The sequence below is a fragment of the Streptomyces sp. NPDC057950 genome (assembly GCF_042887295.1).
Classification (GTDB): Bacteria; Actinomycetota; Actinomycetes; order Streptomycetales; family Streptomycetaceae; genus Streptomyces; species Streptomyces kaempferi.
Genome location: NZ_JBHVPP010000008.1, coordinates 310165 through 326634 on the forward strand (window position 1 = coordinate 310165; position 16470 = coordinate 326634).

At 76.0% G+C, this 16470-nt stretch carries 13 protein-coding genes; 2 read left to right on the plus strand and 11 right to left on the minus strand.

The window, feature by feature from the left end; genetic code table 11:
• Positions 1–1208: 1208 nt before the first annotated feature.
• Complete coding sequence (locus ACFVTC_RS16370) at positions 1209–2432, minus strand: FAD-dependent monooxygenase (RefSeq protein ID WP_390127387.1); 1224 nt, start codon at positions 2430–2432, stop codon at positions 1209–1211.
• A gap of 233 nt (positions 2433–2665) precedes the next feature.
• On the opposite strand from ACFVTC_RS16370, the gene ACFVTC_RS16375 reads away from it, so the two are divergent.
• Positions 2666–3139 carry a DUF1772 domain-containing protein gene (locus tag ACFVTC_RS16375; protein ID WP_390127389.1) on the plus strand — a complete coding sequence of 158 codons (474 nt, stop codon included), beginning with the start codon at positions 2666–2668 and terminating at the stop codon, positions 3137–3139.
• Between the two features lie 92 nt (positions 3140–3231).
• Here the strand turns inward: ACFVTC_RS16375 and ACFVTC_RS16380 are convergent, their stop codons facing one another.
• Both ACFVTC_RS16380 and ACFVTC_RS16385 read right to left on the minus strand, forming a co-directional pair.
• Entirely contained in the window at positions 3232–3360 is a 129-nt protein-coding gene (locus ACFVTC_RS16380) for a hypothetical protein (RefSeq protein ID WP_390127391.1), read from the minus strand.
• 479 nt (positions 3361–3839) lie between these two features.
• Complete coding sequence (locus ACFVTC_RS16385) at positions 3840–5051, minus strand: helix-turn-helix domain-containing protein (protein ID WP_390127393.1); 1212 nt, start codon at positions 5049–5051, stop codon at positions 3840–3842.
• A 699-nt stretch (positions 5052–5750) separates the two neighbouring features.
• Between ACFVTC_RS16385 and ACFVTC_RS16390 the strand changes: the two genes are divergently transcribed.
• A complete protein-coding gene (locus tag ACFVTC_RS16390; RefSeq protein WP_390127394.1) occupies positions 5751–6248 on the plus strand; it encodes a DUF817 family protein in 498 nt (165 codons plus the stop codon).
• Here ACFVTC_RS16390 and ACFVTC_RS16395 read toward each other — a convergent pair.
• The 8 genes from ACFVTC_RS16395 to ACFVTC_RS16430 form a co-directional block, all read right to left on the minus strand.
• A complete protein-coding gene (locus ACFVTC_RS16395) occupies positions 6197–6955 on the minus strand; it encodes a response regulator transcription factor (protein WP_390127396.1) in 759 nt (252 codons plus the stop codon). The two genes, ACFVTC_RS16390 and ACFVTC_RS16395, sit on opposite strands and share 52 nt — an antisense overlap.
• Positions 6956–7084: 129 nt before the next feature.
• Positions 7085–7258: a hypothetical protein gene (locus tag ACFVTC_RS16400; protein ID WP_390127398.1), complete on the minus strand. Its 174-nt coding sequence runs from the start codon at positions 7256–7258 to the stop codon at positions 7085–7087.
• Positions 7259–7564: 306 nt separating this feature from the next.
• Complete coding sequence (locus ACFVTC_RS16405) at positions 7565–9289, minus strand: class I adenylate-forming enzyme family protein (RefSeq protein ID WP_390127400.1); 1725 nt, start codon at positions 9287–9289, stop codon at positions 7565–7567.
• 112 nt (positions 9290–9401) lie between these two features.
• Positions 9402–10340 carry a 4'-phosphopantetheinyl transferase family protein gene (locus tag ACFVTC_RS16410; protein WP_390127402.1) on the minus strand — a complete coding sequence of 313 codons (939 nt, stop codon included), beginning with the start codon at positions 10338–10340 and terminating at the stop codon, positions 9402–9404.
• Positions 10337–12808: a beta-ketoacyl synthase N-terminal-like domain-containing protein gene (locus ACFVTC_RS16415; protein WP_390127404.1), complete on the minus strand. Its 2472-nt coding sequence runs from the start codon at positions 12806–12808 to the stop codon at positions 10337–10339. The genes ACFVTC_RS16410 and ACFVTC_RS16415 overlap by 4 nt, the downstream gene beginning before the upstream one ends.
• Before the next feature lie 18 nt (positions 12809–12826).
• Positions 12827–13666: a phosphopantetheine-binding protein gene (locus tag ACFVTC_RS16420; protein ID WP_390127406.1), complete on the minus strand. Its 840-nt coding sequence runs from the start codon at positions 13664–13666 to the stop codon at positions 12827–12829.
• Between the two features lie 574 nt (positions 13667–14240).
• Complete coding sequence (locus ACFVTC_RS16425; RefSeq protein ID WP_390127408.1) at positions 14241–15065, minus strand: BTAD domain-containing putative transcriptional regulator; 825 nt, start codon at positions 15063–15065, stop codon at positions 14241–14243.
• Between the two features lie 397 nt (positions 15066–15462).
• Positions 15463–16470: acyl-CoA carboxylase subunit beta (locus tag ACFVTC_RS16430; RefSeq protein ID WP_390127410.1), on the minus strand; the 1008-nt coding region annotated here is incomplete at its 5' end.

Sequence of the window (16470 nt, forward strand, 5' to 3'; positions counted from 1 at the left end):
CCCGGCGCAGTGTCCATGCCTCTGCTTTCGGGCCTGTTGCGGTTCGGTGCGGGCGAACCGGCCCTGGGCGCGGGTGTTCCGGGCGGGCGCAGCGCGTGGGCGGGGCGGGTGCGGCCGGTCTTGGCGTGGACCGTGAGCCGCGCCCTGAGGAGCGTGAACGCGGGCCGCGGCAGCGGGGGGCCGAGGTTGCGGGCGGGGTGACGGAAGTGCCGTATGGGGGCAGGGCCGGGCAGCGCGGTCTGTCGGCGGCCTCGGAAACAGGCCGGGGGCGGAAGTGCCGTACCGGGGCGGGCCGGGCAGCGCGGTCTGTCGGCGGCCTCGGGAACGGGCCGGGGGCGAAAGCGCCGTACCGGGGCGGGCCGGGCAGCGCGGTCTGTCGGCGGCCTCGGGAACGGGCCGGAGGGCGTATGCGGGGCTGCCCGGCGGGCGGCCCCACTCGACGGCCACGGCAGACGGCGTCCGACCGCCGCCGCCCTCACCGGCGGGAGCACGGCCCGGGGCCGACGCCTCGGCGCGCCGAGGCGCGCGGGCGGCGGGGGTGTTGACCGCCGGCCCCAAAACGCTCGGGCGCGACTCACACCGGAGGCGGACCCCGGACCAGGGGCGTGCCCCGGACCGGAGTGCGCCCTGCACCGGAGTGCGCCCTGGACCAGGGTGCGCCCCTGGTCCGGGACGCACCCTGACCAGGCGGGGCTCCGGACCGGGCCGGGGCCCCACCGAGGCGTTGGCCCACGACGGTGCGGGCCCGCGGTCGGTGAACGGCCGTACAGGCCCGCAGCCGGTACACGACCGTGCGGGCCCAGGACCGGTGCACGACGGTGCGGGCCCAGGACCGGCACACGACCGTGCGGGCCCAGGACCGGCACACAACGGTGCGGGCCCGGGGCCGGTGCACGACGGTGCGGGCCCGGGGCCGGTGCACGACGGTGCGGGCCCGGGGCCGGTGCACGACGGTGCGGGCCCGGGGCCGGTGCACGACGGTGCGGGCCCGGGACGGGTCCGCGGTGTCGCCGAGCCCGGTGTCGGCCCGCCGGGTACGGGCCCGGGGCCGGCGCGCCGGGTACGAGCCCGGGGCCGGCGCGCCGGGTACGAGCCCGGGGCCGGCGCGCCGGGTACGAGCCCGGTGTCGGCGCGCCGGGTACGAGCCCGGGGCCGGCGCGCGGCGGGACCAGCCCGGGGGCCGGTCCCGCCGCTCCGCCCGCCCGGGTTCAGTCCACGGTGGTGCGGGGGGCGGGGACCGGGCCGGCCGGGCGGGTCCCGCGTGCCCAGCGGGTGCCGTAGGCGACCTGGCCCTTCTCCGCCGCGGCGAAGGCCTTGGTGTTCCAGTTCTTGCGCATGAACGCCTCGCGCGCCCGGATCAGCAGCGGATGCTCCACCGCGCCCATCCGCCCGATCCGCCAGGCGATCCGCTGCAGCGGCGCGGTGCGGGTGCGGCGCTCCCGCTCGTAGCGGCGCAGTGCCGCGACCGGGTCGTCGCCGGCGTGTTCCAGGTGCCCGGCGAGCACGAGGGCGTCCTCCAGCGCCTGGCAGGCGCCCTGGCCGATGTTGAAGGTGATGGGGTGCGCGGCGTCCCCGAGAAGGGTGACGCGGCCGTGGCCCCAGCGGCGTTCGGGACGGCGGCCCTCGACGTCGCCCCGGATGATCCCCTCCTCCGGTGTGGCGGCGAGGATGTCGGCGACCGGTCCGCCCCAGCCGCGGTGGCGGCGCAGCAGCATCTCGCGCACCCCGGGCTCGTCGCGTCCGCCGGCGGGCCCGTTGGCCACGCTCATCCAGTGCACCAGGCCGGGCGCGACGTCGTAGTAGGTGAACCGGACACCGCGCCCGAACATCGCGTTGAAGGTCCCCGGCGGGATGTCGGGGTGCTGGAGGGGGGAGCGGCCGCGCCAGGCGATGTAGCCGCTGTAGCGGTTGCCGGCGGGGCCGAACAGGCAGTCACGGACGGTGCCGTGGATGCCGTCGGCCCCGATGAGCAGGTCGCCCCGCTCACTGCCGCCGTCCGCGAAACGCACGGTGACCCCGTCCTCGTCCTGGTCGAAGCCGACCACGTGCGCCCCGGTGCGCACCACGGAGCCCCGCAGCGCGTCACGCAGCACACCGTGCAGGACGGAGCGCTCGACGGCGATCGTGGGCGCTCCGTAGCGCTCGACGAAGTCGCCCACCGGCCAGGCGCCCAGCACCTCGCCGCGGTCGGTGCTGAAGTGCGCGACCTGCTGCGCCGGGGCCGTCTCCAGGACCCGGTCGGCCACGCCCAGGAAGTCGAGGGCGAGCACTCCGTTGGTCCAGATGTGCAGGCCCGCGCCGCCGTCGCGCAGTTCCTCGGCCCGTTCGAGGACCACACACTCCACACCGCTGCGCTGCAGCGCGAGGGCCGCGGCCAGGCCGCCGATCCCTCCGCCGGCGATGAGTACGCGACGGGCACGTCCAATGGCCATCTGGGTGTCTCCTCGTGGCGGTGCGGGCGGATGTCCTCGCAGGGCGCGGTACGGCGGACCGCCGCGGCCGGGCCGTCCCACGTCCTCGCGAAATCCCTTGCGGACTAATGGAGTTGTCAACGCTAGCATTCGAAGCACTGAACTTGATAGTGTCGGCAATACATCTAGCATTGATAAATCCACGGGGCGGCACGGCCCTTGTGGCAACCGGCAGACGGACAAGGGTGGTTGTGATGGAAGCGCTCGTACAAACCCTGGCCGTGGTGGCCACGATGGCCAACGCGGTGGTCTACGGCACCGACGTCTTCTCCGCGATCGTCCAGCGGCCCGCCCTCGCCCACGTCGACGACGCGGTGCTGACCAGCACCATGGGGCAGATCCACCGCTTCGGGGACCGGCGGATGCCCGTCCCGGGCGTCTTCGGCCTGGTCGCCACCGTGGCCACGGCCGTCGCGGCCGGCTTCGGCGGCAGGACGGCGCCGGCCGTCGCCGCGACGGTGGCGGCACTGGCCCTGGTGGTGTGGCTGGCCGTCTACAACAAGGTCAGCGCGCCGGTGAACAAGGAGCTCACCGGCGCCGCCCTGGACTGCCGCACCGCGCCCGACGCGCGGGGCCTGCAGCGCACCTGGGACAGCGTCATCAACGCCCGGGTCGTGCTGCAGGCCGTGGCCCTGGGCGCGATGTGCGTGGCGCTCGTGACGTCCTGACGACGCGGGCGGCGGACGGGAGGGGGAGGGGATCCGCCGGGCGGGTCCCCTCCCCCACGTCCGCCCGCGTGCCGCCGCGGGACGGTGGCGTCCTACTGCAGGGCGATGCTGCCCAGGACGTCCGCCTCCGTGTCCTCGTCCAGACCGTCGGTGACCTCACTGCCGAAGGCGGGGATGAGCTCCGGCTCGGGTCCTGCGGAATTCCTCTTCTTGCTGACCACGATGGTGTCCCTTCGGGCGTGAACGGCCAATACCGTACCGAGATTCACGAACCGGCACTCCACGCGTCAAGGCATGTTCCGCCCCGTCCACCGGAATTCGAGGCGCCGTCGAGAAAAACCCGGAAAAGCGGAAACCCTCGAATCCTCCCGGGCAGCGGGAAATCCACCGCACCGGCCGCTCGCGTTTTCTCCCCGGCCCTACCCGCTGCCGGTCCGGGTGCGCGGAACGGGGTGCGCGGGGTCAGGTGTGCGGGGGTGAGGGGGGTGCGGGGGTGAGGGGGGTGCGGCGTTCAGGGGGGCGAGGGGTGAGGTGTGCGGGGTGAGGTGTGCGGGCCGGCGCGGCAGTGTCCGGGCAGCGCCGTTCGCCGTGGGCACGGCGCCCGACACCGTCCCGGCGGCGGGCACTTCACGGCCGTGGGGCGGGCACTTCACGGCCGCGGAGGCGCGGGCGGGGGCGGGCCCCGGTCACGGGACGGCTCTCAGGCCGGCGGGGCGGGGGTGAGGGCGTCCGCGAGGGTGCGCCAGATCTCCGCCGCGAGGTCGATGTTGGCGTCGGCCTGGGCCTGCTGGGCCAGGGTGCGCAGGCCCTCCACACCGGAGACGTCGCCGCCCAGGATCAGCAGCTGCTGGCGCAGGATCTCCAGCCGGACCCGGTCGCGGTAGGTCATCCTCGGCTCGTCCCCGGCCAGGCCGCCCAGCAGGGCGCGGGCATCGTCGTAGCGGCCGGTGGCGAAGGCCAGATCGGCCTTCAGCGCGGTCAGGTCCTGGCGCAGGGCGGGGGTGCCGACGAAGGCGAGGGCGGCCTCGGCCTGCTCGGCGCAGCGCTGTGCCTGTGCGGGGTCGGCGGGCAGTTTCTGCAGGTGCAGCCGGCCCGCGGCGAGCCGCAGTCTGAGCCACAGCACCAGGTCCTCCTGGCTGCTGAAGCGTTCCAGGGCCTCATCGAGGCAGTGCTGCGCGCCGGTGTGGTCGCCCTGGCGCACCCGTACGGCGGCGGCCGTCCACATCGCCTCGGCCCACAGCGCGTCGCTGCGGCCCTCGACCAGGGCGGTGAGTTCGTCGGCGTGCACCCGGGCCTCCGGCACCTGTCCGGCCTCCGCCTGGACGGACACCAGGGCCAGCAGCGCGGCGGCGCGGTCCTCGACGCCCAGGTCCTCGCCCAGGGCGAGCCGGTGGGCGGCGACGGCCGCGTCCAGGGCGGGGGTGATCTCGCCGAGTGAACGCAGGCAGCGCGCCAGCCGGGTCAGGCCGCGCACCCGCAGCTCGGCCAGGCCCACCTCGTCGCCGAGCGCCACGAGTTGGCCGAGGTGGGCGCGCTCCCCGGCGTGGTCGCCCTGCAGGCGTGCGGCCCTCGCCAGCAGCCACAGTGCCTGCCAGCGCAGCACCGCGCTCTCGTGGCCCTCGGCGGCGAGTGCCGAGCGCAGTGCCTCGATGGCGTCCGCGGAACCGGTGGAGGAGGCCAGGGTCAGGGCGTGGGCCAGCGAGCCGGTGACCGGCTCCTCGAAATCGGCGGCCTTGAGACCCAGCCTGTCGGCGAGGTAGGCCACGGCCCGGTCGGTGGGCTGGCGCGCGCCGGATTCCAGCCGGGAGAGGTAGCCGGTGGACATGCCCTCACCGGCCAGTGCCGTCTGCGACAGCCCCCGGGCCGTCCGGAGCTTCTTCAGGCGGTTTCCGAACGCGGGCTGTCGCAGCATGATTCGAATCCCCTGGGGTGAGCGGGCAAGAAAGTTTCGCCGGGAGCCGCCCCGAGCGTAGGGCGCCGGGCAACACGCGGGCAAACCTTTGCCAGGCCCGGGGCGGAAATCTCGTGCGGGCCTCACGCCCGTCTCACGTGTGTCTCATGCCGGTCTCGTGCGCTTCTCCAGCGTTCCTCCGGCACGGCCGGGCAGGCTCGGCATCATCCGGCCGGCGCACCCGGCCGGCGTGGAGTCCTTGCGCATGTCAAACGTCAGGGAGTCGACGATGAGGCCATCGGTGTGCGCGCACCGGGCGGCGCGGACGGCAGCCGCGGGACACGGCGGCCGGGCCCGGGCACCGGGCACCGGCCGGCCGGCCGGACCGGCGCCCGCCCCCTCCGACGAGGACATCGGCTGGCCCAGACGGTGCGCCCCGCCCGCCCCGTAGCACCGGCCCCCGCCACGCGCCCGCACCCCCTCCGCCCTTCTCCTCCGCCCAGGAGCGCCCGGCTCCACGGCCCGGGTCAACGGCCCGCACCGGGCCCGGAGCAGCGGCAGGCCGAAGGACGCGGACCGGACCGGGATCGGGCTCGGGATCGGGCTCAGGCTCAGGCTCAGGATCGGGCTCAGGCTCAGGATCGGGCTCAGGCTCAGGATCGGGCGCGTACAGGTCCGGGAAGATCGCAGCCATCGGTGCCGCACACGGGTCTTCGGGGGATGGACGGGACCGGGTACCGCGGCGGGACGCGTCTACGGCAGCCGGCGGGGTTCGCGTGGGTGCGGGCGCGCTGCTGCGCGTTCTCCTGCGCGCTGCTGGGCGCTCTGGCGGTCTCGGTGCTGCCGCCGCCGCTGCCGGTGGCGCGCTACGACCTGCTGCCGGCGTACGGGGTGCTGCTGAGCGGCGTGGGTCTCGCGCTGGGGTGGGAGACCTCCCGGGAGGTGGCGGCCGTCGCGGTGTGCCATGTCCGGGGACTCGCCTTCGAACTGGTGAAAGTGCGGGCCGGTTCGTGGAGTTACCCGGAACCGGCGCTGACCAAGGTCGCCGGTGTGCCGCTGTACGGGGGGGGCCATGTACACCGCGGTGGGCAGTTACGTCTGCCGGTCCTGGCGGCCGCTGGACCAGACCCCCGAACCCGGCTCCGGGGGCCGGGCTTGAGGGCGGGTCAGGCCAGGGGGCGGGCGGCCGGGGGGCGCAGGCCGCACTCGAAGGCGTAGATGGCCGCGTGGACGCGGTTGCGCAGGCGCAGCTTGTGCAGCAGGTTCTGCACGTGGGTCTTGACGGTGTGCTCGGACAGGGTCAGGGCCTGCGCTATCTCGCCGTTGGACAGGCCGCGGGCCAGCAGGTCGAGGACCTGGCACTCGCGGTCGGTCAGCCGGTCGGGACTGACCGGTGAGATCGGCGGGACGGGCGGACCGGTGGAACGGCGCCCGGCCGGGGCCGGGGCGGGGCCGTGCGCGAGGGTGTAGCCGGCCGCGGCCAGCACCACGGCGGAGGCCAGCTGGCCGGCGGTGGCGGTGGCCGGCAGATGGCCGCCCGCCGGCCGGCCGGCGCGGTCGGTGCGGGCCGGACCGCCCAGGACCAGCAGCGGCAGGTCCCCGCCGCCGAAGGCCACGGGCTCGCGCTGTCCGTCGACGAACGCGCCGTCGGCGAACGCGCCGTGGGCGACCAGGACATGCGGCGGCCGGGCGGCCAGCGCGCGCAGCAGCTCCGGCCCCGGTCCGCTCTCGCCGGTGACACGGATACCGGGGTGGCCCTCGAGCAGTGCCGTGATGCCGCGGCGGGCGAGCGGGTCCTCGCCGACCACATGCACCCGCACCGCGGCCGGCGCGCCGGGCCGGGGGGCCGGGGCAAGGCCGGCGTGTCCGTCGTGTGCGGGGGCCGGCGCGGGGAGCACCCGCAGTGCGGCGTGCCGCTCGTCCATGACGGCCTCCTCCCTGCTGTCCGGGGATGTCCCGCCGGATCCCGGGATGTCCCGCCAGGTCACCGTAGGCGGTGGGCGTCATCGTGTCCGGTGCGCTCCAGCGGACCACGACCGGTCCGCTACCACCTCTCACCCCACCGGCCCCGCACCCGTCCCGGACCCGATTCCGGGTCCGGTTTCCGGGTCCGCGTCCGGGTTCGGGTCCGGGTTCGGGTTCGGGTTCGGGTCCGGGTTCGGGTCCGGGTTCGGGTCCGGGTCCAGGTCCGGGTCCGGGTCCAGGTCCGGGTCCGGGCCTCGTCGCACGCTCCTGTTCTCAGGCCCCGTCTCAGGCCCCGGTCTCAGGCCGCTTCGGCCTGCGGCCCTGTGTCCCCGGCCTGTCGGCTTGCGGACCCCTGCCGCCGGTTCACCGACCCCCGGGTTTCCTGTCCCGGGGGCCCGGGGGCCCGGGGAACCCGGGGGCCCGGGAACCCGGGGAACCCGGGGAACCCGGGGAGCCCGGGGCTACTGCTCTCAAGTCCCCTTGTCTGCAAGTCTCCTTGTCTTCTCGTCCCTGGGCCGGCCGTCCCTGGGCCGGTCGTCCCGCGGTCCGTGTCGGGGGTGCCGGGCGGGTCAGGCGGCCGCTTCCCCGGCGGCCAGGGCGTGCAGCCGCAGGCGCAGTTCGCGGCGGGCGGGCCGGCCTCCCGGCCGGCGGGGGACGGCGTCGAGGGCTTCCAGCCGGCGGATCTGCTCGCCCGGACCGAGCCGGGCGTTGGCCTGTTCGGCGACGGAGTCGAGGACGTCGAGGAGGCCGGGAGCATCGCCGTCGGGCGTCTCGCGCAGCACCACGCCGGCCCAGACCAGGGCGCCGCGCGCCGGGTCGGGCCAGTCCGCGACGATGCAGTCGGCCACCCGCGGGTCCTGGCCGATGACCCGCTCCACCACGCTGGGCGCGACCAGCGCGTCGTCGCAGGTGAACACGGAGCGGTGCGCGTCCACGAGGTGCAGTCCGCCGTCCGCGTCGAGGTAGCCCGTGTCACCGGTGGACAGCCAGCCGTCCGCGTCCCGCGGTGCCGCTCCGCCGCCGTCCGCGGGGCCGGGGCTCAGCTGCGGTCCCCGGATCTGCACCTCGCCGGTCGACCACACCGGAACGGGCCGGGTGCCGCCGGGCAGGACGACCCGGCACTCGGTGCCCGGCAGCGGCACCCCGACCGCGCCGAGACCGGGCCGCGAGCCGGGCGGCTGGTGGTGGGAGAGAGCAAAGACCTCGGTCAGGCCGTAGCCCTGCAGAACGGACACGCGCAGCGCGTCGCGCAGCGCACGGGCCCGTTCCGGCGCCAGTACACCGCCGCTGACATGAATGGCGCTCAGGTGCTGGCCCGGCGGATACGCCCGTCCCGTGGCCGGACGGGAGTCACCCGCCGGCCGGGAGGCACCCGCCAGCCGGGGATCGCCCGCCAGCCGGTGCAGCCGGGCGGGCAGCCCGTAGTAGTGGGTGGCCTGTGCCCGCGCGGCCTCCTCCAGCGCCCCGAAGGGGTCCGGGTCCGTGCACAGCACCTGCCGGGCCCCGGCGTGCACGGCCGAGTTGAGGTGCACGGCGTGGTACTGCGGCAGATGGTTGAGGACGACGGAGGCGGCACCGAGCCGGTGGGCCAGCGCGGTCTGCGCGGCGCCCGCGACGAGATTGCGGTGCGTCAGCCGCACACCTTTCAGCCGGCCCCCGCCGTCCGGCGCGAACTGCAGGCACGCCACCGCGTCCGCACCGGGCCGCACCGTGCGTACGGACCCGGCGGCGGGCACCCCGGCCAGAGCCGCGGACAGCGCCACCACCGCACAGGCCCCCGGACCACCGGACGCCTCACGGCCCGGCACCGAACCGCCGGACGCCGAACCGCCGGACGCGGGACGGCCGAATGCGGGACGGCCGGACGCGGGACGGCCGGTGGGGTCCGTCACCACGATGGTGTGCAGCCGGGGCAGCCGGTCGGCGAGCGCGGCGAGCAGCGCGGCCAGCGGGCCGGGTACGAAGGCGATCTCGGCCCCGGCCGCCGCGCACACCTCGTGCAGCGCGGCCGGCCCCATCAGCGGATCGAGCAGGGCCAGCAGCCGGCCGCTGCGGACGGTGCCGTAGTACACGGCGGGGAAGGCGGTGTCGAGGGTGGTGGCCGCGGCGACGACGGCGTCGGCCCGGCGGACGGTGCGCCGTACGTAGTGGGCGATACGGTCCGCGTCCCGGTCCAGGGCGGCGAACGTCACCGCGTCCTCGGCCGTGACCACGGCCGGGGCGTCGCCGTCCCGGTCCGCGGCCCGCCGCAGCAGGTCGTCCAGCGGACTCTGCGGATACCTGAGGATGGGCACGGCGGCCTCCTGGCTGCAGACAGCAGGAACAGCGGATGCCTCACGGTAGGTGTCCCGGCTCAAGAGGTCTTCGAAGCCCGCTGGAGATGCCCCCGGGCCGCCGCCCCGGCCGTTACGCGGGGACCGCGGCCAGGCGGCCCCCCACCGGCCGGGGCAGCGGGAAACTGCGAAGCTCCGAGCGGCTCCAGGGGAAGCCGTAGCCGAGGTGGAGCACCGGGTCCTGGGCCGCGTCGGCGGGCACGGCGACGGCGACCAGCACGCCGGGCACCGGCTCCAGTTCGACGAAACGCCACGGGCGGGCCGTGTCGTCGGCGGGCGGCGTGAAGGCGCGTACGCCGCGTTCGTCGTCCAGCGTGAAGACGAACGCGTCGAAGGGCAGTCCGAGACCGAGCCCGCGGGCCTTGGAATAGGCCTCCTTGAGCGTCCACACCCGCAGTGCCCGCCGGTCGCGGTCCGGTCCGTGCGCCGCCCGCTCGACCCACTCCCGCTCCGGGGCGGCGAAGGTGCGCACGATGGTGGTGATGGCCCGCTCGTCGCGGTCCTCCAGCCGCTCCACGTCCACACCGATGCGGTGGCGGCGCACGATGCCCAGCAGGCTGTAGCCGCCCGCGTGGGAGAGGTTGAAGTCCAGCTGGGCCCCGCCGCGCGGCAGTTCGCCCGGAGCGGGCCGCAGGAAGGGACGGCCCCGCGCGGAACGCCAGATGACCAGCTCGGCCTCGGCCAGGCCCGCCTCCAGCGCCAGCGCGCGCCGCACCAGGGTGTGGGCGAGCAGGTACTGGCGCCGGTCGCGTTCGAACAGGAAACGGCTCGCGGTCTTCTGCTCCCGCGCGTCCAGCCAGTGCGCGGCGAGCAGACCGGCGACCGCGGGCGGCAGCCCGTCGTTGGGACACAGCCACAGCTTGACCGGCTCGTCCGTGCCCGCGTCCGCACCCCCGACGGGAACCGCGGCGGACGCCGGGACCGGGGCCAGAGCCCGGACCGGGAACGGGGACGGGGACGCGACCGCGGACAGCGACGGTGACGGGGGTGGGGGTGTCAGGGGTGCGGTCACCGCTGTGCTCCGTCCGTGCCGCCGTCGGGTGCGGGCACACCCGCGCCGGACGCCGTCCTGCCGGGACCGGACTCCGCCGGCCGTCCCCCCGGCCCGTGCGAAGACCGGAACCCCACCGGAGACGGGGAGCGGACCTGGGACCGGGTGCGGGGCTCGGACCCGGATTCGAAGTGGGGCTCCGGCTCGGACTCGGGGTCGGGATCAGGCTCCGGTTCCGGCTCGGACTCGGGGTGCGGCTCCGGCTCGGACTCGGACTCGGACTCGGGATCGGGCTCCGGTTCCGGCTCGGACTCGGGCTCGGGATCGGGCTCGGGCTCGGACTCGGACTCGGGATCGGGCTCGGGCTCGGGCTCGGACTCGGGATCGGGCTCGGGCTCGGGCTCGGGCTCGGGATCGGGCTCGGGCTCGGGCTCGGGATCGGGCTCGGGCTCGGGCTCGGGCTCGGGCTCGGGCTCGGGCTCCGGCTCGGGCTCCGGCTCCGGCTCGGGCTCGGGGTCAGGCTCCGGCTCCGGCTCCGGCTCCGGCTCCGGCTCGGGGTGGGAGTGGGGCTCGGGCTGCAGCACCGTGGGGGGCAGTTCGATGCCCGCGGGGCCGGGGTGCGCGGGCAGTACGGCGCAGACGTCGGTGCCGGCCAGCCACAGCCGCGTCAGCTGTTCGAAGCGGCCGCCCTGCCACAGGGCGGCCACGTAGGCGCGGGTCTCCGCGAGCCCGTCGAGCAGCAGCGGGTCACCGGCGTCGCGCAGGTCGGCGCTGCGTACGCCCGCCGGGTACCGGCCGGGGCCGGCGGGCTCGGCGAAGGCGGCCAGCTGTGCGGCCAGGCCGGTGACCGTGTGGGCGACCACCGCCAGGCGGCAGCGCAAAGCCGCCCGTCCCAGGCGCAGTTCGTGTGCGATCGCGGCGAGGTCCGCTCCGGCCGGCCCGCCGTGGTGGGCGGCGCCGGCCAGCCAGCGGGCGAACTGCCCTGCGGTGGCGGCCAGTTGCCGGGGCGTCGCGGCGGACAGCAGCACCAGTTCCGCGTGCGCGGGGTGGCGGGCGGGCGGTGGCGGGGCCGGCCGGGCGGGCGGACGGTGTGCGGCGGGTGCCTCCTCCAGGACCAGCACGGCGTCCGCGGCCGGCGGCCCGGACACGCCGACCAGGGCCCTGCGGGGCACCGCGGTGCCGTCGTCGCCGCGGGCCGGCTCCCAGACGGCGGGCGCCGCCCGGCCGGGTCCGGGCAGCAGCGTGGCGTGGCGCAGCTGCCCCACGGCACGGGCCAGGGCGGCCGCCCCGGCGACCACTCCCGTATCAGCCGCCGGGGCTGCCGCCGTCCGGGCGTTCTCCCGCACCGCGATGCCCAGCGCCTCCAGTCCGGCCTCCAGTCCGGCCTCCGGTACCACCGGGTCCGCACCTGGTCCGTCGGGACCGGGGGCGGCGGCCGGGGACGGCGGTGATGCGGTCCGCGGCGGGCGCGGGCCGCTGTCCGGCCCGTGCGGACCGGCGGCCGGGGCCGGCAGCCCGGCCGCGGCCAGGGCCCGGCCGACCAGCCGGGCGTGGTGCGGTACGGCTCCCAGACGGCCCGGGTGACCGGCCGCACCGGCACGGATCACCGCGTACACACGGTCCCCGGCGGCACGGGCCGCGGCCAGCGGCCTGAGCAGAACGACCACCACTCCCCCGCCGCCGTCCCCGACACCCCCACTCCCACCGGCACCGGCATCCGTGCCGGTGGGAGTGGGGGTGGGCTGGTGGGCCGGACCCGGTGGCAGTTCGACGGCGGCGGCCAGCGCCGCCTCGCACTCCCCCGCGCGCAGCGCGCCGAGCGCGAGGTGCAGCGCGGTGAGGAAGGAGGACGCGCCGGTGTCGACGCTCAGGCTGGGCCCGCGCAGGTCGAGCAGCCGCGACAGCCGCCCGGCCGGTCCCGCCCCGCCCCGCAGGCGCTCGCCCACCAGGTGCCCGCCCGGCGTGCCGCGGGGCGGGCCGGCGGCGACGTAGACACCGACGCTGCGCCCTGTGCTGTCGGGGCCGGTGAGCCGGTCGGTCCGCGCTCCGGCGTATCCGGCGCTCTCCAGGGTCTGCCACGCGCCGCGCGCCAGCAGGCGTTCGCGGGAGTCCAGGGCGGCCGCGCCCGCGGCGTCGAGGCCGAACAGGGCGCGCAGGCCGGCGTCGAACTCCCGTGCTCCGTCAGCGAAACGGTCCCCTCCCCGCAGGGGCGAGGCGGTGGGGATGTGCTGTTCCAGGGCGTGGCGCCAGAAGGCGTCCAGATCGCCGGCGTACGGGAAGCAGCCCTGCATTCCCACGACGGCGCACGGCTCGGCGCCGCCGGAACCGGGGCCGGGCGGCGGTTCACGGTCCGCCGCAGCGGGCGGCGCCGCGGGGCCGGGCGCCGGCGGTCCGGACGGCGGTGCGGGGGCGCCGCCCAGCAGGGCCACGGCGTGCTCGCGCTGCAGGGTGCCGCCTTTGAACCGCGTCAGGATCTCGCGGGTGTCCATCACCGTGTGCCCTTCGTGTCAGGCGGAACGGGCCGCCAGCAGGGCAGCCGCCTCGTCGATGCTGAGCACCTCGTCGCGCACCGCGTCCAGCAGGGCGTTCAGGTCGATCTCCACGGCCCGCGGTGGCCGGGCGGGGCGCGGCGCCGCATCACCCCGCCCGGCCGCCGCGGCCGGCACGGACCCGGCCACAGCCACCGGACCGGGTGCGGGACCGGGTGCGGGTGCGGGTGCGGGTGCGGGTGCGGGTGCGGGTGCGGGTGCGGTGTCTGTCACCTGCGCGGTGACGTGTGCGGCCATGGCCGCGAGGTCGGGGTGGTCGTAGAGCAGGTCGGTCTGCTCGCTGAGGCCGTAGGTGCGGTTGATGCCGGCCAGGAACTCCGCGGCCAGGATGGAGTCCAGTCCCAGTGCGGCGAACGGCGCGCTCACGTCGATGTCCCGCGCGGCGCAGTGCAGGATCCCGGCGAGCTGTGTGCGCAGGGTGTCGGTGACCGTGTCCGGCCCCGCGACGGGCCACGCTCCCGCACCGCGCACCGGGGCCGGGGCCGGGACCAGGGCGGGGCCGGGGTGCGGCAGGGGCCCGGGTGCGGCGAGTTCGGCCGCGACGTGCCGGGCCAGTGCCGCCGGGGTGGGGTGCTCGTACAGCGCGGTGGCCGCGACCTGGGTGCCGTAGCGGGCGTTGAGCGCCGCGACGAACTCGAGGGACAGCATCGAGTCCAGGCCCAGCAGCCGGAAGGACTCCTGTGTGTCGAGGGTCTGCGGCTCGACACGCATCATGCCCGCCAGTACCGCGGTGAGCTCGGCGAGCACGTCGGCCGCCGGCGTCGGCGAGGCCGTGTGCGGGTGAGGGGCGGGGGTCATGGTGGGCGTCTCCAAGGGTCGGATCCCGAGTGGCCGTCCTGGCATTGTGGGCGCCGCCGCCACCGCGCCACATCCCCGGCCGTGGTGATCCCCGCCGAAGGCGGCTGGCTCCCGGGAACCAGCCGGCGCCCAAACCCTCCGCCCAAAGAATGAGCCGCCCGCCCCACGGGTCCGTCCGGCGGGCGGACACGGCGTGTTCAGCCGGTTCACGCATCCGGCGGCCGGCCCGCGGCGCACCGGCCACCAGCCCGCACACCCGCCCGCCCCGACCGCACCACCCGGCCCGACCACACCCTCCGGCCCGACCGCACCCTCCGGGCCGTGGGCCCCGGCCCGAGCTCCCCTCAAGGCCGGTAGGGGTCGTACGCGGGACGGGGCACCGCCGGGTCCGGGTAGGGCCGTCCGTCCCGGGGCGACGGCGCACCCTCCGGGCCGTCGGGGCCCTGCGGACCGTCCGCACCACGCGGGCCGTCGGGGTCTCTCGGGCCGCCCGAAGCGCCGTTCGGTCAGGTGCGGTTGCTGCCGCCCGCACGGCGGCGGCGGCCCGTGCCGCCGCCGTGCGGGCGGTGCGCTTTCACCGGGCCCGTGCGGGCGCGGCAGGTCCCGCGCCGTCGAACGGTGCGGGCATCGCCGCCGTCTCCGGCGCCGCCGTCTGGATGGAGTGCTGCAGCCGCCGCAGCCGCGGCGAGGGCTCCAGGCCCAGGTCGTTGACCAGGGTGGCCCGCAGCTGGTGGTAGACGCTCAGCGACTCGCTGCGCCGGCCGGAGCGGTGCAGGGCCAGCATGAACTGCGCGTGCAGGTTCTCGTGGGTGCGGTACCGGCTGGTCAGCACGGTCAGTTCGGGCAGCAGTTCACGGTGGCGGCCCAGCCGCAGATCGGCCTCGATGCGCTGGTCCAGCGCGCACAGCCGGCTCTCCTCCAGCCGCCGGGTCTCCATCGCCAGCTGCGCCCCGGCCTGTACGTCGGCGAACGCGGCCCCCGTCCACAGCCGCAGCGCCCCGGCCAGGGTGCGGGCCGCCTCGGCGAAGGCGCCCTGGTCCATGGCCCGGTAGCCCTCCCCCGCGAGCCGCTCGAACTCGCGCACGTCACTGCTGCCGCCGCCGGAGACGAGCAGATAGCCGCCCGGCAGGGTCATCAGGACGTCCTTGGCGCCGCTGCGGCCGTGCTCGAGCGCCTGCGCGATCAGCTCGCGCAACTGCAGCACGTACGTCTGCAGGGTGGTACGGGCGCTGCGCGGCGGGGAGTTGCCCCACAGTTCCTCGATGAGGGCCGCGACGGGCACCACCTGGTCGGCACGGAGCGCGAGCAGCGCCAGGACCTGCCGCGGTTTCGGCGCCGTCGGGGTGATGGACACCCCGTTCTCCCGCACTGCCAGTGCGCCCAGTACGTCGATGTCCACGCCGTCTCCCCTGCTCGGTGTCCCGTGCCGCACCCCCGATTACAAAACAGCGCATCCGGTCTGTCAATACCCGACCGGTCGTGCTGTTTCTGTGGGGGTGAGGGGAGACCGTCCGTCCGCGGTCCGCGCACCGCCGGGGAGCGGCGACTGCCAGGCCTTTCGTGCAACTCCGTTCCTTTCCGGCCCCGTTCCGGCGCCGCTCCGGCCCCCTCCGGCCTGCTCCGGCAGGGCGGAAAGGCGGCGGGGCGGGACCGGCCGGCGTCCCGTAAAGCAGACCGCAGGGTCTGCTCCGGTGCGGGATGCCGGGCGGAAAGCGGAGCGACGGGGGGTGCAAGGGGGCCGGGAAGTGCAGGGTGCGGGTGCGCGGGTGCGGGCGGTGGGTGCGGGCGGTGGGGGTCTACTGCGGGGGGTTGCCGTGTTTGCGGGAGGGCAGGTCCGCGTGTTTGGCGTGCAGCATCGCCAGTGAACGGATGAGGACCTCGCGGGTCTCGGCGGGGTCGATGACGTCGTCGACCAGACCGCGTTCGGCCGCGTAGTAGGGGTGCATGAGTTCGGCCTTGTACTCCTTGACCATGCGGGCGCGCATGGCCTCGGGGTCGGCGGCGTCGGCGATCTGGCGGCGGAAGATGACGTTGGCGGCGCCCTCGGCGCCCATCACGGCGATCTCGTTGGTGGGCCACGCGTACGTGAGGTCGGCACCGATGGACTGGGAGTCCATCACGATGTAGGCACCGCCGTACGCCTTGCGCAGGATCAGCGAGATCCTCGGCACCGTCGCGTTGCAGTACGCGTACAGGAGCTTCGCGCCGTGCCGGATGATCCCGCCGTGTTCCTGGTCCACGCCGGGCAGGAAGCCGGGCACGTCCAGCAGGGTGAGGATGGGGATGTTGAAGGCGTCGCACATCTGCACGAACCGGGCGGCTTTTTCGGAGGCCTCGATGTCCAGGACACCGGCGAGGGTCTGCGGCTGGTTGGCGACGATGCCCACCACCTGGCCGTCCAGACGGGCCAGCGCGCAGATGATGTTGCGGGCCCAGCGCTCGTGGACCTCGAGGTGGTCGCCGTCGTCGACGAGCTCCTCGATGACCTTCGTCATGTCGTAGGGCCGGTTGCCGTCCGCCGGCACCAGGTCGAGGAGGATCTCGCCGCGCCGGCCGGCCGGGTCGTGGGCGGTGGTGTGCGGGGGGTTCTCGCGGTTGTTCTGCGGGAGCATCGACAGGAGGTAGCGGACCTCGGCGAGGCAGGTCTCCTCGTCGTCGTAGGCGAAGTGACACACGCCGCTGGTCTCGGCGTGCACGTCGGCGCCGCCGAGCCCGTTCTGGCTGATCTCCTCACCGGTGACGGCCTTGACCACGTCCGGGCCGGTGATGAACATCTGCGAGGTCTCACGGACCATGAACACGAA